Origin of the sequence: Lacibacter sediminis (assembly GCF_014168535.1) — a bacterium.
GTDB classification, from domain to species: Bacteria; Bacteroidota; Bacteroidia; order Chitinophagales; family Chitinophagaceae; genus Lacibacter; species Lacibacter sediminis.
On the sequence record NZ_CP060007.1, the window covers coordinates 1507086 to 1526195 of the forward strand.

The window sequence follows — 19110 nt, forward strand, 5'->3', positions numbered from 1 at the left end:
GAATTATACAGCAGTAGTACGCTGAATTTTTTGAAGTATCTGGTGTGCAACATCCATTGCTCTTAATCCATCCACTTCACTTACAGGTATAGGGTTATCATATAAGATGGCATCTCTGAAATGTTCAAGTTCCATTTTTATGGCATTCACTTCTTTCACAACCGGGTTAGAAATAGCGATTGTTTTCTTTCCATGGTTTGTTTCAATATCAAATGTAAATGCTTCTTTGTCGTCAGGATTTTTCATGCGGATGATCTCTGATTTCTTTTCAAGAAAATCGATACCGATATAAGCATCACGTTGAAACAAGCGGATCTTCCGCATCTTCTTCATGCTGATGCGGCTGCTGGTGAGGTTAGCCACACAACCATTATCAAATTCAATACGAACGTTGGCAATATCGGGAGTGTCAGTCATCACGGCAACACCATTGGCATATACATTCTTTACATCGCTTTTCACAAGGCTCATGATAATATCAATGTCGTGGATCATCAAATCTAGGATTACACTTACTTCTGTTCCTCTCGGGTTAAATTGTGAAAGACGATGCACTTCAATAAACATCGGGTTTAATTTCAGATCTTTCACAGCGAGGAAAGCAGGATTAAACCTTTCCACATGACCTACCTGTAATTTAATATTCGCCTCACGCACCAGTTTAACCAGTTCATTCGCTTCATCCATAGTATTGCACATGGGCTTTTCCACAAACACATGCTTGCCTTTCCGTACGGCCAGCTGGCAAAGTTCAAAATGGTAATTGGTAGGGGCAACAATATCGGCTGCATCGCAGAGCGACATCAGCTCTTCAGGATCGGTATAACGTTGAAGCTGGTATTTCTCAGCCACGGCCTTTGCAGCTTTGTCGTTGGGGTCGTAAAACCCAACCAGTTCAACACCTTCAATTTCTTTCCAGTTGTTGAGATGAAATTTTCCGAGATGACCTGTGCCAAAAACAGCAATTTTGAGCATGTAATTCAATTAAGTAGGGGCAAATATAAACTATGGTTGTTATGGGGTTACCTGGTATTGTTCTTTTCGTAAAAAAAGATGAAAAACATTTTTTACGAAATATTCAAAACCCCTATCTTTGCCGTCCCGAAAAATGAATGATAATTGATTCTTGATCAGGCATTCATGCATAGGGTAGTTGGATCGGTAGTTCAGTTGGTTAGAATGCCGCCCTGTCACGGCGGAGGTCGCGGGTTCGAGTCCCGTCCGGTCCGCTTCTAAAAGACCAAAATTGCGCAAAAGCGAGCAGGGATGCGAATCTCAGAAAATAAATGCTCACCAAAACGCACAGACTCACTAAAAAGCTCACCAGAATATGGTGAGCTTTTTTTGCGCCCTGCCTGATCGAAAGTATCAACTAAGATTATTCCGATCACAGGCAACCATCAGCCCCTCACCAGATTGCTCATCGCTTCTCTATTCTGCCGCAAGGCTCAACGTGCATACTCAGGAAATTTGTAAAACAATTTGAGTATGAATAAGACAAAGATTTCACAACAAGCCAAGCCTCAGTTTCTGGTATATCCAAAACGGAAAAAACTGTCCGATAAAGAGGCGGTCATCTATCTGCGCATCAGCTATCAATTTGTAATGATTGATAAAAGCACCGGCATCCAAATTCCGTTTGATTTATGGGATAGCCAAACCCACAGCATCAGCAACAGCCCCGTACATCAAAACCTGTTAACGGAAACCCTCGATGAAATGAAGCAAAAGTTGATGGGGGCTTATTATTTACTCACCAGTAACAGTGCAGAGCCAACCCTTCGGGAAATGGTTGATTTTGCGTTTGCAGAAGAAGGAAAGAAAACCTATTCATTGTTTGGTGTTTTCAGCAATGTGTTGTTGAAGATGGAAAAACACAATAAGCTCGATAGTCAAAAATCAAATATCCTGAAACATTATACCTGCATGAAGCATTTAAAAGCTTTTGTGAAACAACAGTTGAATGTAAACGATATCGCCTTCAACCGGATCAACCGCAATTTCATTGACGACTTTGAGCAATTTCTGAAAAGCGAATGTAAGAACAGTCATAACTCGGCAATGAAGCTGTTGCAGATCTTTAAAAAGATCTATCGTATTGCAGTTGATAACAGATGGACTTCGCAAAATGCTTTTGCAGGAAAGCGACTTACCTATAAGGATGTGGACATACAAGTATTAACGAAGCAGGAAATTGAATTGATGAAAGAATATCGACCGGCAAAAGCATATCTTGAAAAAACAAGACAGCTGTTTTTGTTTTGTGTATTTACCGGCGTTGCATCCATCGATTTACAAAACTTAAAACGCCGACACATTGAGTATAATCCGGTAAGCGATCAGTATCTGATTCGCAAGAAAAGGCAAAAAACCAACGTGGAATTTTTACTGCCGTTGTTTCCTCCGGCAAAACAACAATTAGATGAATGGTTGCCAGGCTGGGAAAGCGCCGATCCGGAAATTCTCCTTGCTCCCAGTATCTCCAATCAGAAATTCAATATCTATTTAAAAGAACTGATCGCATTGCTGGGTATCAATAAGAAAATTTCATCGCACTGCGGTCGTCACTCGTTTGCTACGACCCTTGCCTTGGAAAACGGAGTGCCATTGGAAAGTGTTTCCAAAATGCTGGGGCATAGTAAGATTTCTCAAACACAGAAATATGCGAAAGTTACCGCCATTAAAATTGAACGGGAAACAAGGGATTTATTTAACTTACTAAAAAACTAACGTATGGATTTTGAAATTTTCTGTAAAGAGTTTGACGAGAAACTTATGGCTTTTACAAAGCGGCTTGACGTAAACTATATCGTTGGAACCTCCACAGTATTTGACGAGGTTACTAATGCCAAATCACAAGTTGATGCATTGTTAGAATATAATGCTTATAATAAAATCCAGATAAAAGAAGTCATCATTCTAAATGATATAAATAAAAATGATACACAGAAAAAGGAAAACGATGATATGAGCCAAAAGCTTAAGGAATTACTCCACTATCTTGATACCGAGGTAGAGAAGTTTGCAAAAGAAGGTGCATTTGGATATGTTATGAATAGTCAGTTTAAAGATATAATTCGATTTGTAGATCTTAAAAAGGAAGAAATGAATTATGACTCATGGCTAAAACTTAACAGTACAAAAAATAATGACAATTATTTTCTTGTAGAACTTGAGGACGATTGGTATAACTACAAAACTACTTCTATTGATTTGTTACCACTGTGTAATGAACTAATAGATACGAATTTTAAATTCAGAAAGCATTTACTTCAATTTTTAAAGAATGGAATCGTCAATATATTCTCGACCTATTTATTTCTGCCTGAAGTAAAACTTCTCCCAAAAATCGGATATACATGTACATCTACCGATGTCTGCGAATTCATACTTGCAATCACTGAATCCAGTTACTTTGAAGAAAACAAAGAGCTTAAACCAATATTAACAGAAATGTTCAACATTACGGATAAGCAATACACGGACGCTAGAAGAGAAATCAACGGGAAAAGGAAAAGTCGAGGTCAGTTCCTGGCAAAAATGCTTGATTCTTTTAATAAGAAGCCCAAAGGGAAATCAAATTGAAAAGTTATTGCAGTTTTCAAAACGAAACACCCGCTTTTAAAAGCGGGTGTTTTGTTTTGACAGAGCTTGAACCTATTCTACTTTCATTTTTTAACCTAAAAAGCTAAAAATGAATAAGAAGCAATTACCCGATGGGTTAAATGAAGAAATCAAAAAATTAGTTCAACAATTGCTGGAGAAAAATCACCGACCTGCTTCAGAAATTGTGATGGATGACGTCGACCTCCGCAACATGCTGAAAATCTCACGTCGCACCGCCCTCAACTACCGCCAGCAATGGGGATTGAAGTTCTACAAAATTGAAAACAAGATTTTCTACTTTTTAAGTGATGTTATTGACTTCATTAAATCCGACAAACCCAAGAATGACCAAGCATAATAAAGTATGTCGTCTCTGCGGTGAAGAACTTGATATTACACATGGCAACCGCCGCTACCACGAAGACTGTGCCTACGAGGCCAAAAAACAGCGTTCAATTGATCAATACGCCGGGCGTAGTCTGCAGTTGGATCCTTACTGGCGCAATGAAAAAATTTTAAAAGATCTGTATTGCAGTTATGGGGAGCAGCATGAAATTGATCCAACTGTACTTAAAGAAATGGGCTTTGATTTCAATATCTGCAAAACAAAGCGGCAGGTAAACGGACTCAATCAGGTCTTTATGCATCAATACGGATTTTCAATTCTACAAAACAAAAAAATCATTTTATGGAAACTCTGACATCTATGCCCGACTTTGATCAGCTATACCAAAGTCTTTATCCCGCAACTACATTGCATGTGGTTTCTTCAACTGTTCCTGCAACTACCGCTCCTGGTTCAACCGTTAAGGGGGGACTTACTGGCACTGAAATTATTCTGGGCATCGCTTGTGTTTTGGTCGTTGGCTTCGGTTGTTATTATATTTATAAGTTGCATGAGCAAGAACGTTCGAAGCAAATCTTCTAATTCAATTAAAGTAAGAGTATAAGCGATAAGTTGACCTCAACGTGCGGTGACTTATTTACGAGTTCAGTATATTAGTGCAATGAGTACTGAAATCACGTCCAACATTATTGGGCAACTGCAACAAGATGCCCAATTTCCCGAATGGTGGAAATGCGCTCCCGTTAACATTCCTTTTTTCGAAAATAAGAAATTGACTATTACCTACGTGGGCTTTGAACCTGATCAGGATCGTTCATTTATTGCCGATGCCGACCAGGCCATTGCCAACTTTCTGCAGCTTACAGCTACAAACCGCAAAGCAATTACAGCGCTGGCCTATAAAAATTGTACCGACTTTTTAGAAGCTGTTGAATACGATGAAGAAGATCAACCATTCAAACAATTAAACGACCCACACGAGATCTGGAATTTCATTTACCCCAATGAAGTATTTGTATCAAGAAGAACCAAGAGAGACCAAGACATGTATGTTCAAATTGACTGCGAATGTGAATGGGAGCAGGAGCATGGACTTCAACTGGTATTTCGACAAGGCAAAAAAATAACCCGTATCAGCAGCATCGATGGGCATGTAACAGAAGCAGACGCCTACGACAAACCGGATGAAGAAGATGAATTGTTGTCAAAATTTCACGAGTCCGGCTTTTGATGCAATCCCCAATAACGATTTCTTTCCTTTGGCCTTGGGTCTGGTGTAACCGACCCCGGGAGTAAGAGTTTAGAAATTCCGAGGTCCACTGCGTGAGACTCCGGGCATACAAAATAGATAAAACGATGAAATCATTGCGACGCAAAGAAGCTGCTATGAAATAATGCAGGTGGTATCCAAATTCTTACGTTTTCCAGTAATATTCTCACGGATAAGAAGTCTAATATTGCAAAAGTCGCTATAAAAATTACGAAATTGAGAAAAAATATTACGATTTTGTTTTTTTGTATTACAGTTTGACTTAATTTTGGTACGGGAAAGATGAAAATTATAACACATGTACACAGAAATACTAAAAATAATAGAAGGCGGGTTAAATAAGGACTTTAAGAAGGTATATAGTTATGCTAGGCTGCTGATTGATAAATTAATACGAGATGGAGATGAGAAGACTGCAAAATTAGTTGAGAGGCTTATTGAAAGGGAGAAACCTCGAACTACAGTAACAATGGATGAGCTTTTGACAACACCAGTTGACCAAGAAAGTAGAATGAGTATTGTAGATGTAGAATTGCCTCGTCAGGACAACACTCCGGTTATATTGCAAAAATTAACGCAAGCAAAAATTAATGACTTTATTAATTCTGTAAAACATCAGGGCAAATTAAAGGCTCATGGAATCGAAGCATCAAATACCTTGCTTTTATATGGACCTCCGGGCTGCGGAAAGTCAACTGTTGCAAAATATATTTCTGAAAAAACAGGTCTCCCATTAGTCATTGCAAGATTTGATGCCATCGTTTCGTCTCTTTTAGGGAATACCGCCAAAAATATCAGAAAGATTTTTGACTTTGCTGATAGTCGACCGTGCATTCTTTTTTTGGATGAATTTGATGCTATTGCAAAAGCAAGGGATGATCAATATGAATTAGGGGAACTAAAAAGAGTAATCAATAGTTTACTTCAAAATATAGATGCTTACTCCCAAGATAATATTTTGATAGCGGCTACTAATCATCCTGAACTACTCGACAAGGCTATTTGGCGAAGATTCAATACAGTGATTGAAATTGGATTGCCACATAAAGAAGAGATTAAAGGCTTGCTTTATACGTATACGGAACAGTTTAATAGCAATTTGTTTGAAGATAAAAAGAAGCTTGAAAGGATTGTAAAACTTCTTGAAGGCAAATCGCCATCTGACATAAAGACCATTCTTAATAATGCAATGACACAAGCAATTATAAGAGGTGACGAGAATTTGTCGTACGAAGATATCCTGATTGACATCTATGAGTTTGATCATCATGGTGCGGTGAGCATGGACAAAATGATTGAATTTTTGAATGAGCAAGGAGTAGCGCAAACAATGATTGCGGAAAAAATGGATGTGTCCATCAGGCAGGTAAGGAATTATTTATTAAAAGAAAATCAAAACGAAGAAAATGGCTGACAAGAATTTACCAATCAAGTTTTTTGAAAAACGCCAAAAAGATGAGCAAGCAACTGAAGGTTCTGGTGGTGGGAAGTTGCCCGAATGGGTGATTCAGGATCGAGTAGTGATTCGTGAAAGATCAACCTATTACAGGAGTGTATTGGCTAGTGTATCTGCTTCACTTATTAAAAAAGTAGAGGAAGACAATTTTCTTCCCAGTGTGATACGGCTAAAACTGAACGACGATGCGATTGCAAAATCTTACAGAAAAGATATTGCAAAGTTATTTAACGTTGATGGCAAACTGAATTTGATAGGTTTTAGTAGTAAAGATGAGTTGTTGGTAAAGGTTGATAATGCAGATGATTTGAGATACATGAGTGAGAATTTTAATGCCGTTGAAAAGGAATACTATAGTCCTTCTGTCGCAATTGGGATTTCTGCGATTGAAGATTTAACTCCCTATGCTCCAGACGTGGATGTTGATTTGAACCAAGCGGAAGTATTAAAAGTCAAACTTTTTAACTATCATGATCATGACTTAAATAGTGTGCTGACTAGAGCATTTGAAAATTATTGCAAAGAAAATAGTATTGATTTTCAACAAACAGTTTATTCAGCCGACTTAAATATTTATAGTGTAACAAATAGCACGAAAGATAATCTGGAAGAGTTAATCGAATTTGATGGGGTACAGAGTATTAGTGAAATGCCAACGTTCAGTTTGAGTTTAGATGAACTACAAGAAGACAATAATTTGCCAGTTAAAAAGCCTGAGGCTGATAAGGAATATCCGATTGTAGGAGTATTAGATACAGGCATTGCTAAAATTCCTCATTTGGCACCATGGATTGTGAAGGAATCTCATACGAATTATGTCGAAGATGATATTAATCGTTCACATGGGACTTTCGTTGCAGGTGTGTTAGTATACGGTGACGAACTCGAAGGAAAAAATTATACCGGATTTGGGGAGTGTAAATTATTTGAGGCCATTATCTACCCGGACGAAACTAAACAAAAGATTTACGAGCATGAACTAATACAACAAATACGTGAAGCCATAAGTACATATGATCATATAAAGATTTGGAATTTATCATTAGGAACAAAAACAGAAGCCGACATGCATAAGTTTTCAGATTTCGCACAAACGCTAGATGAGATACAGGAACAGCACAATGTATTAGTTTGTAAGTCGGCAGGTAACTGCGGAAACTTTTTACGTAATGCGCCAAGAGGCCGTATTACCTGCTCAGCTGATTCTGTAAGAAGTATTGTTGTAGGATCAATCGCTCATGAAAAAATTGATACTGATTTGGCTGAAAAACACTATCCTTCGCCTTTCACAAGAGTTGGCCCTGGACCTTCACACTTAATAAAACCTGATGTTGTGCATTTTGGAGGTAACGCCGGTATGAATGCAAGAAATGAATTGGTCAAGAATTGTATTAAATCGTTTTCTACAGATGGTAGTATTGCCCACAATGTAGGTACCAGTTTTTCTACGCCAAGAGTATCTGCGATAGCAGCGGGACTTAACCATATGATTAGCGAGGCGTTTAATCCTTTACTGTTAAAAGCATTAGTCATTCATTCATCAAAGTATCCATCTGAAATGGCACTAGATATTTCAGAGAAGATACGGATGGCTGGATTTGGGTTACCAGCTAATGTTAAGGATATATTGTTTAACGATCCAAATGAGATCACATTGATTTTACAAGATACGTTGGAGAAAGGAAGTTTTGTGAACATCATGGATTTTCCTTACCCACAAAGTATGGTTGATGAAGAAGGTTATTTTTACGGAGAAGTAACAATAACATTGGCGACTTCTCCAATTCTGGATGCATCACAAGGTGCTGAATATTGCCAGAGTAACATGGATGTTTATTTTGGTAGTTATGATGAAAAGGTGGATAGAGACATAACGCTACCTCATATCAAAAACCCGATTAAACCAGAAGGCAATAAAAATTTATTGGATGAAGGCATTTACAGTAAAAGGGCAGTTAAGAATATCGATAATAAGTTTACCAAAGAGAGAGTGTTACTGGCTTATGGACGAAAGTATCAACCGGTTAAGAAATGGGTTGTAAGTTTTGATGAATTGACAGATACAAACAGGGAGAATTTTTTAAAAGCTCCGAAGCAGTGGTATCTAAAACTGCAAGGGGTGTATCGAGATTTTACAGAAGCAATGTGCGAAAAACAAAATATTACACCTAAGCAGGAATTTTGTCTTATCGTGACAATACGTGATACAAAGAAAAAGGGGAATATTTATAATGAGGTTACTCAGTTGTTAGATACGTACAGCTTCATACACAAGAATATTAAAATTAAGGAACAGGTTAAAATTAAGCTTGGTAATTAATTCATGAACGCTGCAATTGAGAAAATAAAGTTCTTTTATAGAAGGCGAAAGCCCTAAGAGATGCGACCCTCCTAAGGCTTTCTGGAAATGAGTTTGAAAGTTGCTCCTTTCCGTTGTTCTAATATCGTGCTGCTAAGGTAGGTTTTGTTTATTTAATTAACAATACCTGCGATACAGTGATCTTGCCGGCTATCATTACAGCCAGATACTTCCCTTCTATTAAGCTTTCCGGCTAGAATGCCTACTACTCCGCAAAATATTGTGGGCAATTATTTTTTTAACCCAATAAAGCAAAAACAATGGGTAAGAATCAACATGTAACCAAACACCCAGGAGGTGGATGGCAAGTAAAAGGCGCCGGTAATGACAAAGCAACAAAAGTTACCGAAACGCAAAAGCAAGCAATTGATGCGGCTAAAGGAATAGCCAAGCATCAACAATCGGAAGTTGTTATTCACGGTACGGATGGAAGAATCAGGGATAAAGATTCCTACGGCAACGATCCTGTACCACCGAAAGACACAAAGAATTAATTCACCTTAGAAAACTTACAAAATGAGTAACGTAGTAGAAAAAGAAGATGATAAGAAAGATCTTGTGATCATTGTAAACGCTGAAGAAAAAGTGTGGACTGACAAATCAATTTCATTTGAACAACTTGCGGAAATAGCATATGGTAGTTATGAAGACAACGAAGCTATTACCTATTCAATTACCTACAAAAGAGGAATGGGCAACAAGCCGGAAGGGTCCCTTATAAAAGGTCAATCAGTTCAAGTAAAAGATAAAATGATATTCAATGTCACAAGAACTAATAGGTCGTAGTCCCGCACTCAAAAAATTGCAGGATGAAGGTTATGGAATTCAGGAAAAAGGTGGGCTAGTAATAGTCCACCAAATTCCATACGTTAACAATAAAAAGGAAGTGTGCTCTGGAACATTAGTCAGCGAATTGACTTTGGCATCAGCCAAGGTCGTAGGAGTACCCAGCACGCATGTTATTTATTTCATTGGAGAATATCCATGTGATGTGAACGGGCAACCACTAACAGCTTTACGACATAGTAGCAGTAAACAAACATTAGGCAATGGAATAGTAGTGGATCATTCCTTCTCAAATAAACCAGGAAGGAATTATCTGGATTATTATGAGAAAATAACGACTTATTGCAATTTAATTTCCAGCCCTGCTAAGGCAATTGATCCGAATGTTACGGAAAAGAATTTCATGGTTTTTTCCGATGCAACCAGCGACAGTGTTTTTCATTATACTGACACTAATGCTAGCAGAGCAAACATCCTTTCAATTACGGAAAAATTGGAAGGGCAAAAGATTGCTATTATTGGAGTTGGAGGTACAGGGTCATACATATTTGACTTTGTTGCAAAAACGCCCGTGCAAGAAATACATTTATTTGATGCAGACACTTTTTACGTGCATAATGCATTCAGAGCTCCGGGAGCGGCGAGTGATGAAGATCTTAACAAGCAATTGAAGAAAGTTGAATATCTCAAAAGCAGATATTCAGTATTACACAAAAATATCGTTGCACACCCTTTTCATATTTCAGACGAAACAATAAAAGAGCTTTCAGGAATGAGCTATGTGTTTATTGCAGTAGATAAAGGTGATATTAAAAATATTATTATCAAATCCTTGTTAAGCGAAGGCATCACTTTTATTGATGTTGGGATGGGTATAAACGTAGTAAACAATTCATTGATGGGTATGCTAAGGGTAACCACCGGAAGCCCTACTAAAAATGATCATCTAAGTGAAAGAATTTCTTTTGCTGATGACAGGGATGACGAATATGCCACGAATATCCAAATTGCCGAGCTTAATGCTTTAAATGCCGCACTCGCAGTAATTAAATGGAAAAAGTTGTGTGGTTTTTACAATGACTTGGAAGGTGAATATCATACAACTTACAGTATTAATGTATCCCAAATGGTAAACGATGAAGTTACACTATAAGTTTGTTGAATTGATGCCGCCTTCGTTAGAGGACGGTATCATTTATATATCAATGGAGTTTGGAACCGCAATTCATCGATGCGTTTGCGGATGTGGTAGTAGAGTTGTGACACCTATTTCGCCTACCGGTTGGCAACTAACATATGATGGAGAAAGCATCACTCTCGACCCTTCCATAGGAAATTGGAGTTTTGAGTGTAAGTCACATTACTGGATAAGGAAAAGTGTTGTCGAATATGTCGTGGAGTGGTCTATATCCGAACACGAACCCAAAAAGAAGAACTGGAAAAAAGGAATCAAGAATTTAATAAAACGAAAAAAGAAACAAAAAAAGTAATAAGCAGAAGCCTTTCCTTCGCAGAAACGTCTCCCACAGGGAACGTTTCGTTATGCAGCGTTGAAGTGTACTTACGCCATTTCTTTTTCGGGAGGCGTAGCTGCAAAAGAAGGCAGGCCGCTGTAATTTCCTGGAACCCGGTTCAACAAAGTTGTTGAAGTATCCGTTATAATTTAAAATGATAAAGGGATGAAAAAAGTCTGTTTCTTTTTACTGCTGCTCGTTGCAGCGTTTGTTCAGGTACAGGGGCAAAGCCAAAAAGCAACTGTTTATCTGTTACGACCTGACGGTCCGGACAAGTATGTACCGTATTACACCTATATTGATCAAACCCTTTTATGCAAGTTGGGTAGAGGGAAGTATTCAGTTCATGAAGTAGACCCGGGTGAACATAAATTTCATGCACAATACAAAGGCAATGTGAAATCAACACCCGAAACAGAACTCATCGTCAATCTGGAAGCCGGAAAAACCTATTATATCGCTATCAACATTGTAACAAAGGCTTTTGGGAAAGGCAGTTTTTATTGTACACAACTGAGTGAAGCGGAAGGGGTGAAATGGGCCGAAGCTTTTGTACTTGATAAAAAATGCTTGTAACCTTTCTGGCGCAATTGTTCCACCACAGTGGATCGCTTGATGCCAACTGATTCAGCCCCGATTGTATCGAGGAATTTGGAAAACAAAATTTCCTTCCTTCGCAGAAACGTCTCCCGCAGGGGACGTTTCGTTATACAGCGTTGAAGTGTTATTACGCCACGTCTCTTTAAGGAGAAGTGGATATGAAATCAATATGCCGGCAGTCATTACGTTGCGCTGGTGATGACAGCAGCTGTTACAGCGGCCTGTGTTGCAGCTGCCGCAGCAGCAGCCGGTTCGTTTGCAACGCCTGCCATACTAATAAAGTTGTAACCCCATCCTTTCAGTTCGTTTACCCATACCAGTGAGCCATCTTTTACACGTAAGCAAAACAAGATACCGGAGGAGGCTACAAAGAGTTTATCGCCTTCCGCAGAAATTTGTCCGTAGTTATAGCCATTGCTGTTGGCATGGTATTCTTTCAGTTTAATTTCCCAAACAATTGCGCCATCTTTTTTATTGACAGCAGCTACTCTTCCTTTCGACAGAATGTACAGATGATTGACAGGCTTCATGTTTTTTTTGATAAAAATAGGAAATGCGGGTGAAGAGAGGTAAAGGAGGAAGACTTGCCTGAGAAAGAAGAAACGTCCTGTAAAAATAATATTCCGGAATAGTCGGAAATTATTTGAAAAGTTACGGAATAGGATAGCATTCGTTTTACATGTTTCTCTTTTTTTCCGGAATATTCCGGAAAACAGCTATGTGAATTCTATGAATATAATAGCGTCGTATCAATCGTTACATTCTATTGTAATATAATCCGGATTATTTCGAAAATTTTTCAGTTCACTTGAAGTGACGTTTAGCCGATCAGGGGAGTTATCCAATGTAAATCCAAGGTGCCATTATATGAAATCTGATTTGTACAAGAAAGATTGTAGTATTGATCCGATTATTGGAGAGAAGATTAATAAAGTTCACTTTGATCGAATAGTCCTAACAATGAATCATCTGCTGCTTTCGATAATCTGCCCGGTCCTGAACCATTCGCAGACGAGATTGTAGAAAATTTAGGATCAGGGTTGGAAAGGTTTCAAGCGATTATTACGGGATTGACTGGCAAAGGCTGAATGTGTTCATTGAATACAGCAGTTTTTTTCTTTGTAGGTTCATTCAGTTTCACAATTGAAATAATCTGTCGTCTTCGGTTGTTCGTAGCTACCAATTTGTTCTACTGTTTTTGATGCTCCTTCTCACACATTAGCTATACCTATCGTTTCTCCATGGATAAGCCGTATTGGAATAACCTCTTTGTTCCCAGAAACCCAATTTATTTTCTTTAAGAAACTCTATTCTGTTGATCCATTTAGCTCCTTTCCATGCATATAGTTGTGGCGTAATCATGCGTGCCGGACCACCATGTTCTTTTGGCAATGGATTTCCTTCTACAGTATGAGCAATCAGTACATCGGGTTTCAATGCTTCTTCCAACGAAACATTCACACTGTAGTCGTCATAACTATAGCACATGATATGGGTTGCTGTTTCTTTGGGTTGTGCCATGGCTGCGAGGTCAATAAATCTTACTCCATTCCAAATCATATTCAGTTTTGACCAGGTGGTAACGCAATGGAAATCGGAAGTGTCCTGCGATTGTGGTAAGGCAAGAAATTCTTCCCATGTGAGGTTTAAGGGGTTCTCAACTTCTCCATCCACAATAAGTCTCCAGTCGTTTAATGAAACAGCAGGTTGGAGGCCAAGATCCAACACCGGCCATTTGTGCGTAATCGTTTGTCCTATTGGTAAAACAGGCATCCCATGTCGGTTGATACTGCCGGTGCCCAAAGGTTTGTCATCAGCAACTGAAGGGGTCGATTGAATTTTTGTTTCAAACCTTGCTTTCAGTTTCATTCTGGCTTCAACAATCCGGTTTCGTTTTTCAGATTCGTGCATGTTGCGTATTTATTTTATAAAAGTAACGAATAACTTTCTCCATCATTGCCACTGTATATTCTGGTTCCGGGAAAATTCTTTTTCATGATTGTGAGGATTACTGGTTTTATGTTGGGTGTAACCGATTCCTTATTCTTCTATACCTTTTGTTACAGCTGCCCGCTTTAATTTTGTATCGATGGCGATGGATGATAATGTTTCGAATAATTGTTGCACAGTTTCCGGTGGCGCCATCGATTTAAACTGTCTGCGTTTTCCATTGTAATAAACGATCAGTGTTTTAATGGAGCCATCGCAGCAATCTACATCCGGAAATTTTAAAGAATCCAGTTGAGCGGCTTTTAATTGGAGGATGATCTCATTAAACAGTGCGGGACTCAGCCTGCCTTTAAATTGTCCACTGTAACGCTCATCAACCTGGCTTTTTGTTTTGAACATCTCCCGGCGCACAATTATTTTTCTGTTGCGCTTAATTATTAAACTTATCTGAGGGCAGGAGCCATTGCAACGGCTTGCGTGATAAACAAGTTTTGTAAATTTAAAGTTTTCCTTCTTTTGCGCATCAACTGAATAGGATAAGCTGATGCAGCAAATAGTAAACATCAGGAGATTCATCTTTTTCATAATCGGAGTTAGTTTTCATTTTTTATGATGCAGACTTTGCAAACAGCAATTCGTTTGCTCATTACCACGATCGTGCAGAAGGCTTTAATGGATTGAAAATCCTGCTGATGGCAGCTCTGAATATACGCTAAACAACAAATTTATTTCGCTGCTGATTGTCAATGCACGAGAGGCGAACTGTGTTAAACAATCAGACAAATCATATATCTTGAATAGAAGAAGGGGCCTTGGCCCCTTCAGATCGTAAACCTGACTTAACGAAACTGCCTGCCTATTTTTTATCGAATTTGTATATAAGTTGCAATTGTAATCCTGTTGTCATGTTGTGACGACTCTCTCGTCTAACAGGAAGTGTTCTAAAATTTTCGCTTTCTGCATTTGTAAACTCGTTATCAAACCAAACAGATGGCTCAAGAACTAATCTGGAGCTAAGCCGTATTTGTGCACCAGCTACTACCACTCCTCCAAAGCCAACATCTTCAAACCGGTCATCTGTATCGCTTATGACATCATTGTCGTTTCCATCTGTGAGTTTCGATGTAGTCAAAAAAGACAATTGCGGACCAATTTTGCCGACAAAGGATACTTTTGATTTTGGGGCGGCAACGTAAGAAAACAAAACCGGCACTTTAACGTAATTGATTTTTTGATTTCTTTCTACTCCGTTTGTGCGATACTTCTGACCTTGCCAGGAGTAGAGTACATCAAGTTCCAACCCTGTCCCTTGTGCAAATTGATAGGCAATGCCGATTCCAACTCGTGGTTTAAACGTTGCTTGTTTGTCAAGAGTGGGATCTGAGTCATCAATGTTTCTGACAAAACTAAATTGAGGTGCAGCGCTGATGTTCATAGAAAAGCCTTGCGCATATGCTACTGACGACACCGAAAAGATGACGGCTGAAAAAAAGGCTACAAATACTTTACTCATTTTACTTTGATTTTTTTGGTTAATTAATAATGATTCCGATCGTTTTTGCTGTTGTGCAATTTTGTGTTCTCGACTGATTGCCATTTTCTGTTTTTATTGGTTAAGCATTACATTTTTACGGTACTGTATGAAATTTGTTTGTAACGCAAAATTTTACTTTCTGCTGGTATTAGAGTTGATTCATAAATTCAATCTTCTTGACTTTTTAACTTATGGCTTGGGGTTACAGTTGTGGGTCAGTTCTCTATTACTTAAAAAATATTCTTACACAGTTTTGGGCAACTAATAGCTAAGTACTAATAGATACTATTCGCAGTAAAAAGGATAATTCTGATATTTTATTCGATTGGCAAGAGGTAGAAATTTGTTCAGGCCGGACATAAGGATCGAAAAAAATTGACTATTTCTCTATAAATGATTTAGCAGTATTCCGTCGGCCGGGACGTTTTGCTATTCGGCATTTACGTGTTATTACGCCACTTCCCTTCAGGCATCATTTTCATCCGGCTTTACTTGAATCTTATTTTTCACTCGTATTTGTTTGATTTATGCAACAGGTTATTGCTTTATAAAATTTATGATCTGCAAGTAAATTACTTCGTTATTGCAGGGTAGGACTTGACTCTTATAATCCCACTATACATACCGGTATACGATTTTTCGAACTACTACTACCTGGATTTGCAGGTACGCAAAAATGAACGAAACAATCAAACTATATGAATGCAATATGCAATCTTATACTTCAAGTGATTTTGATCTTTGTAGAAACAGAACAGATTTCTTAAATCGTTCTTTCGTTTTGAAGAATCTGTTGACATTATGCGAAGGCAGAAATTTTATTTCACTTAACAATTTGAAGTATGAACATGCATCAAACTGGCACAATTACGAGAGGACAGTTTCTTCGGTTTGCGGGCATCATAACAGCAGGGCTTACGTTTGCTCCCCGGGAAATTTTTGCACAGGAAAGTCCGGTTACAACCATTATTGCTGCAGCAGCGAAAGACCCGGTAATTGTACAACTGCTAAGGGGTAATATACATTTGCTGGAGGGCTCCGGTGGTAACATTGCCGTTTTTGACGGACCGGAAGGAAAGCTGATGGTGGACGCAGGCATTTCAGTATCGCAAAAGAAAATTATGGCATCACTTTCCAAGATCAGTACAAAGCCAACAAAGTACCTTATTAATACGCATTGGCATTTTGATCATGCCGATGGTAATGAATGGGTACATAATACAGGGGCAACTATTATTGCTCATGCGAACACAAAAAAGAACCTGTCTAAAACAATTACTGTAAAAGATTGGAATTATACATTTAAGCCACACACAAAAGCCGGATTACCTACAGTTGTTTTTCAAAAAGAGCATACACTAAAGTTTAATGGATCAGCTATACAACTGAGGTATTACCCACCAGCCCATACAGACAGTGACATCTCTGTCTATTTTCCTTCCGCAGATGTATTGCATGTTGGTGATACCTGGTGGAATGCTCATTATCCATTTATCGATCACGACAGTGGCGGCAATCTTGATGGCATGATCAATGCGTGTACCCAGAACCTTGCCATGAGTACCGATAAAACGTTAATTATACCAGGGCACGGTGCTGTTGGCAATCGTACCGATCTGTTAGAATACCGTGATATGCTTGTTTCGGTAAAGGAACATGTTTCAAAATTAAAAAAATCGGGTATGTCGTTGAACGCAACAATTGATGCGAAGCCAACGAAGGTATTCGACAGCAAGTTTGGAAATTTTGTTTTAAATGGCGCTTTTTTTACAAAGCTCGTTTATGCCGATGTTTAGGTTGCGTGCACTCATCCTTTCAATGAAAATAGAAGTGAATCAACCTGAATCGAATTGAGAGTTAGATAAGGTTTGTAAAGATGAAATTGATTTCTCATGGAATTATGCAAGAGTGTATTTACTTGTGTAAGCATGCAGGATTTTAGAAAGGAGCTACAATAAAGTAATTTCTAACGTATACAAAAATAAATCAGTGAAGAAGAAAATCAGTTTCACTGTGCCAACAACAGTATTTGCTTGTTCACGATTTTAGTTTTTCGCATTATGGTATTTGGCGAGCAGGTAATGCGTAGGCTTTACAAAAAGCTAAAAACATAATCCCTATAAATAATAGTGCCGGAGGCAATATGATTCCTGTTACGACTTTCGTGGCTAGGGCCAACGGAAATACTATGTCATTAAATAACCTTTTTATGAAAAAGAATTATCAACGAACACGCAAGCAATTATTTATTCTAACTCTTTTACTTATGAACCTTACATCAAACATAATGGCCCAACCTTCAGCAAAGGAGGTTCGTGGTGCTGCGCCAGTGGTACCAGTTAAAAATGAGCCTCTTCCCAAACTGTTTGTTTACCCGCCGCTTGCAGGTCCGCTGAAACTTGGGCAGGTGGTGATTCAGTACCGGGCAGACAATGTTCATTTTGTGCCGGTGTATGGTGTGGGTGCATTAGATGTATCGCCTCGAGTTGGACATGTTCATGTAACGGTTGATAACGCAGCATGGCATTGGGCCGATGCCAGCGGCGAACCGATTATTCTTAATGGCTTTCTGCCTGGCAAGCATACCGTATTGATTGAGTTGGCTGACCCGACACATAAAATAATTGATAGCAAAGAAGTAAGCTTTATTATTCCCGATGTTAAAAAGGGTTGATACTTCTACTACTAAAATAGCCGGCAACCATGATTGATGCATAACAACTTGGCTTCGTACCGCTACTGTTTCCATGCGATCGCTTCTAAAGGAAGGGGCAGCGTTTATTATTTCGACTGCAAAGACATGATCATTTAAGTAAAACAATCTTCTATTATGCGTAAAATAATCTTCATCACAGGAACAAGCACAGGCTTTGGCAGACTAATGACAATCACTTTGGCAAAAGCAGGACATACCGTTGTAGCGGGTATGCGTGGTACAACTGAAAAGAATATGATGGTTGCTAAAGAGCTGGCCGAACTGCCCAATGTTGATGTGGTAGAAATAGATGTCGTGAGCGATGAGTCAGTAACGAAGGCGTTTGAAAAAACTCTTTCAAAACATGGCCGGATAGATGTATTGGTAAACAATGCAGCCTTGAGTGGATTTGGTTTGTTAGAAGCATATAGTCTTGATCGGATACGACAACTATTTGAAGTTAATTTTTACGGCGTTATCCGTACGTACCAGGCAGTGTTGCCTGCTATGCGCAAGGCAAAGAGCGGTTTAATTATCAACATCACATCCGGTGCAAGCGGACATACGCTGCCATTCATGATTCCCTACCTCGCTTCAAAGTTCTGTGTTGAAAGCATAACAGAAGGAATACAAGAGGAGCTGGCTCAATTTGGAATTGAAAATGTGAGCATTCAACCCGGCGTGTATCCTACTGAAATGAATACAGGTGTTAAGTCGGGTGTGCTGTCAGACAAACCGGAAATCACTGCGGCATACGAACCCAAGGCAACCGAAATGTTTGAAGCGTTGGGTGCCGGGTTATTCGGCAAAATGGCTGAATTCAAAATGGATCCCCAGGTGATTGCCGATGGCGTCTTGGCACTCATTGAGATGAAAGATGGCACCCGTCCGCTACGCTATCCGCTGGACGCAATTGCTGAAGGTACAGACCGTGAATTTATTGAGGCAAGGGCGGAAATAAAATCGAGATGGCTATCAAAATATAACGCATAAA

The 19110-nt window shown here is 38.9% G+C and carries 21 protein-coding genes and 1 tRNA gene; 17 read left to right on the forward strand and 5 right to left on the reverse strand.

Annotated features, from left to right (window positions below; translation table 11 throughout):
- Positions 1-3 precede the first annotated feature (3 nt).
- Positions 4-975: a Gfo/Idh/MocA family oxidoreductase gene (locus H4075_RS06530; RefSeq protein ID WP_182805254.1), complete on the reverse strand. Its 972-nt coding sequence runs from the start codon at positions 973-975 to the stop codon at positions 4-6.
- 180 nt (positions 976-1155) lie between these two features.
- Here H4075_RS06530 and H4075_RS06535 point away from each other — a divergent pair.
- From H4075_RS06535 to H4075_RS06595, 14 genes are all read left to right on the forward strand, one after another.
- Positions 1156-1229 (forward strand) — tRNA-Asp (locus H4075_RS06535).
- 259 nt (positions 1230-1488) lie between these two features.
- Positions 1489-2730: a site-specific integrase gene (locus H4075_RS06540; RefSeq protein WP_182805255.1), complete on the forward strand. Its 1242-nt coding sequence runs from the start codon at positions 1489-1491 to the stop codon at positions 2728-2730.
- A gap of 3 nt (positions 2731-2733) precedes the next feature.
- Positions 2734-3585, forward strand: a complete 852-nt coding sequence (locus tag H4075_RS06545; RefSeq protein WP_182805257.1) for a hypothetical protein — start codon at positions 2734-2736, stop codon at positions 3583-3585.
- A gap of 109 nt (positions 3586-3694) precedes the next feature.
- Entirely contained in the window at positions 3695-3964 is a 270-nt protein-coding gene (locus H4075_RS06550; protein ID WP_182805258.1) for a helix-turn-helix domain-containing protein, read from the forward strand.
- Positions 3951-4307 carry a hypothetical protein gene (locus tag H4075_RS06555; protein WP_182805260.1) on the forward strand — a complete coding sequence of 119 codons (357 nt, stop codon included), beginning with the start codon at positions 3951-3953 and terminating at the stop codon, positions 4305-4307. The genes H4075_RS06550 and H4075_RS06555 overlap by 14 nt, the downstream gene beginning before the upstream one ends.
- Positions 4295-4534, forward strand: a complete 240-nt coding sequence (locus H4075_RS06560) for a hypothetical protein (protein ID WP_182805262.1) — start codon at positions 4295-4297, stop codon at positions 4532-4534. Before H4075_RS06555 ends, H4075_RS06560 begins: the two co-directional genes overlap by 13 nt.
- A 79-nt stretch (positions 4535-4613) precedes the next feature.
- Entirely contained in the window at positions 4614-5183 is a 570-nt protein-coding gene (locus H4075_RS06565; RefSeq protein WP_182805264.1) for a DUF6985 domain-containing protein, read from the forward strand.
- A 337-nt stretch (positions 5184-5520) separates the two neighbouring features.
- Positions 5521-6636 (forward strand): AAA family ATPase, encoded by a 1116-nt coding sequence (locus H4075_RS06570; protein WP_182805266.1) that lies wholly within the window; start codon positions 5521-5523, stop codon positions 6634-6636.
- Positions 6629-8998: a S8 family peptidase gene (locus H4075_RS06575; RefSeq protein ID WP_182805268.1), complete on the forward strand. Its 2370-nt coding sequence runs from the start codon at positions 6629-6631 to the stop codon at positions 8996-8998. The genes H4075_RS06570 and H4075_RS06575 overlap by 8 nt, the downstream gene beginning before the upstream one ends.
- Positions 8999-9297: 299 nt before the next feature.
- Positions 9298-9531: a DUF2188 domain-containing protein gene (locus tag H4075_RS06580; protein ID WP_182805270.1), complete on the forward strand. Its 234-nt coding sequence runs from the start codon at positions 9298-9300 to the stop codon at positions 9529-9531.
- Positions 9532-9553: 22 nt separating this feature from the next.
- A complete protein-coding gene (locus H4075_RS06585) occupies positions 9554-9823 on the forward strand; it encodes a multiubiquitin domain-containing protein (protein ID WP_182805272.1) in 270 nt (89 codons plus the stop codon).
- The gene (locus H4075_RS06590; protein WP_182805274.1) at positions 9798-10976 is read left to right on the forward strand and encodes a ThiF family adenylyltransferase; all 1179 of its coding nucleotides are present in this window, start codon (positions 9798-9800) and stop codon (positions 10974-10976) included. The genes H4075_RS06585 and H4075_RS06590 overlap by 26 nt, the downstream gene beginning before the upstream one ends.
- A gap of 52 nt (positions 10977-11028) precedes the next feature.
- Positions 11029-11313: a DUF6527 family protein gene (locus tag H4075_RS21800; protein WP_407657660.1), complete on the forward strand. Its 285-nt coding sequence runs from the start codon at positions 11029-11031 to the stop codon at positions 11311-11313.
- Between the two features lie 189 nt (positions 11314-11502).
- Positions 11503-11913 carry a DUF2846 domain-containing protein gene (locus H4075_RS06595; protein ID WP_182805276.1) on the forward strand — a complete coding sequence of 137 codons (411 nt, stop codon included), beginning with the start codon at positions 11503-11505 and terminating at the stop codon, positions 11911-11913.
- A 206-nt stretch (positions 11914-12119) separates the two neighbouring features.
- Here H4075_RS06595 and H4075_RS06600 read toward each other — a convergent pair whose 3' ends face one another.
- The 4 genes from H4075_RS06600 to H4075_RS06615 form a co-directional block, all read right to left on the reverse strand.
- Positions 12120-12467, reverse strand: a complete 348-nt coding sequence (locus tag H4075_RS06600) for an outer membrane protein assembly factor BamB family protein (protein WP_182805278.1) — start codon at positions 12465-12467, stop codon at positions 12120-12122.
- Between the two features lie 688 nt (positions 12468-13155).
- Positions 13156-13848: a sulfite oxidase-like oxidoreductase gene (locus H4075_RS06605; protein ID WP_182805280.1), complete on the reverse strand. Its 693-nt coding sequence runs from the start codon at positions 13846-13848 to the stop codon at positions 13156-13158.
- A gap of 129 nt (positions 13849-13977) precedes the next feature.
- Positions 13978-14472, reverse strand: a complete 495-nt coding sequence (locus H4075_RS06610) for a DUF6438 domain-containing protein (protein WP_182805282.1) — start codon at positions 14470-14472, stop codon at positions 13978-13980.
- A gap of 271 nt (positions 14473-14743) precedes the next feature.
- Positions 14744-15484 carry an outer membrane beta-barrel protein gene (locus H4075_RS06615; protein WP_182805283.1) on the reverse strand — a complete coding sequence of 247 codons (741 nt, stop codon included), beginning with the start codon at positions 15482-15484 and terminating at the stop codon, positions 14744-14746.
- Between the two features lie 779 nt (positions 15485-16263).
- Between H4075_RS06615 and H4075_RS06620 the strand changes: the two genes are divergently transcribed.
- The 3 genes from H4075_RS06620 to H4075_RS06630 all read left to right on the forward strand — a co-directional run bounded on the left by H4075_RS06620 (position 16264) and on the right by H4075_RS06630 (position 19109).
- The gene (locus H4075_RS06620) at positions 16264-17217 is read left to right on the forward strand and encodes an MBL fold metallo-hydrolase (RefSeq protein WP_255460375.1); all 954 of its coding nucleotides are present in this window, start codon (positions 16264-16266) and stop codon (positions 17215-17217) included.
- A gap of 413 nt (positions 17218-17630) precedes the next feature.
- Positions 17631-18095, forward strand: coding sequence for a DUF6130 family protein (locus tag H4075_RS06625; RefSeq protein WP_220494870.1), 465 nt, complete (start codon positions 17631-17633; stop codon positions 18093-18095).
- Between the two features lie 156 nt (positions 18096-18251).
- The gene (locus H4075_RS06630) at positions 18252-19109 is read left to right on the forward strand and encodes an SDR family oxidoreductase (protein WP_182805285.1); all 858 of its coding nucleotides are present in this window, start codon (positions 18252-18254) and stop codon (positions 19107-19109) included.
- Position 19110: the final 1 nt, after the last annotated feature.

Bases quoted from the DNA above. Each gene is read 5' to 3' on its own strand.
- H4075_RS06530 (WP_182805254.1), bottom strand. From the start codon at position 975: ATGCTCAAAATTGCTGTTTTTGGCACAGGTCATCTCGGAAAATTTCAT.
- H4075_RS06540 (WP_182805255.1), top strand. From the start codon at position 1,489: ATGAATAAGACAAAGATTTCACAACAAGCCAAGCCTCAGTTTCTGGTA.
- H4075_RS06545 (WP_182805257.1), top strand. From the start codon at position 2,734: ATGGATTTTGAAATTTTCTGTAAAGAGTTTGACGAGAAACTTATGGCT.
- H4075_RS06550 (WP_182805258.1), top strand. From the start codon at position 3,695: ATGAATAAGAAGCAATTACCCGATGGGTTAAATGAAGAAATCAAAAAA.
- H4075_RS06555 (WP_182805260.1), top strand. From the start codon at position 3,951: ATGACCAAGCATAATAAAGTATGTCGTCTCTGCGGTGAAGAACTTGAT.
- H4075_RS06560 (WP_182805262.1), top strand. From the start codon at position 4,295: ATGGAAACTCTGACATCTATGCCCGACTTTGATCAGCTATACCAAAGT.
- H4075_RS06565 (WP_182805264.1), top strand. From the start codon at position 4,614: ATGAGTACTGAAATCACGTCCAACATTATTGGGCAACTGCAACAAGAT.
- H4075_RS06570 (WP_182805266.1), top strand. From the start codon at position 5,521: ATGTACACAGAAATACTAAAAATAATAGAAGGCGGGTTAAATAAGGAC.
- H4075_RS06575 (WP_182805268.1), top strand. From the start codon at position 6,629: ATGGCTGACAAGAATTTACCAATCAAGTTTTTTGAAAAACGCCAAAAA.
- H4075_RS06580 (WP_182805270.1), top strand. From the start codon at position 9,298: ATGGGTAAGAATCAACATGTAACCAAACACCCAGGAGGTGGATGGCAA.
- H4075_RS06585 (WP_182805272.1), top strand. From the start codon at position 9,554: ATGAGTAACGTAGTAGAAAAAGAAGATGATAAGAAAGATCTTGTGATC.
- H4075_RS06590 (WP_182805274.1), top strand. From the start codon at position 9,798: ATGTCACAAGAACTAATAGGTCGTAGTCCCGCACTCAAAAAATTGCAG.
- H4075_RS21800 (WP_407657660.1), top strand. From the start codon at position 11,029: ATGGAGTTTGGAACCGCAATTCATCGATGCGTTTGCGGATGTGGTAGT.
- H4075_RS06595 (WP_182805276.1), top strand. From the start codon at position 11,503: ATGAAAAAAGTCTGTTTCTTTTTACTGCTGCTCGTTGCAGCGTTTGTT.
- H4075_RS06600 (WP_182805278.1), bottom strand. From the start codon at position 12,467: ATGAAGCCTGTCAATCATCTGTACATTCTGTCGAAAGGAAGAGTAGCT.
- H4075_RS06605 (WP_182805280.1), bottom strand. From the start codon at position 13,848: ATGCACGAATCTGAAAAACGAAACCGGATTGTTGAAGCCAGAATGAAA.
- H4075_RS06610 (WP_182805282.1), bottom strand. From the start codon at position 14,472: ATGAAAAAGATGAATCTCCTGATGTTTACTATTTGCTGCATCAGCTTA.
- H4075_RS06615 (WP_182805283.1), bottom strand. From the start codon at position 15,484: ATGGCAATCAGTCGAGAACACAAAATTGCACAACAGCAAAAACGATCG.
- H4075_RS06620 (WP_255460375.1), top strand. From the start codon at position 16,264: ATGAACATGCATCAAACTGGCACAATTACGAGAGGACAGTTTCTTCGG.
- H4075_RS06625 (WP_220494870.1), top strand. From the start codon at position 17,631: ATGAAAAAGAATTATCAACGAACACGCAAGCAATTATTTATTCTAACT.
- H4075_RS06630 (WP_182805285.1), top strand. From the start codon at position 18,252: ATGCGTAAAATAATCTTCATCACAGGAACAAGCACAGGCTTTGGCAGA.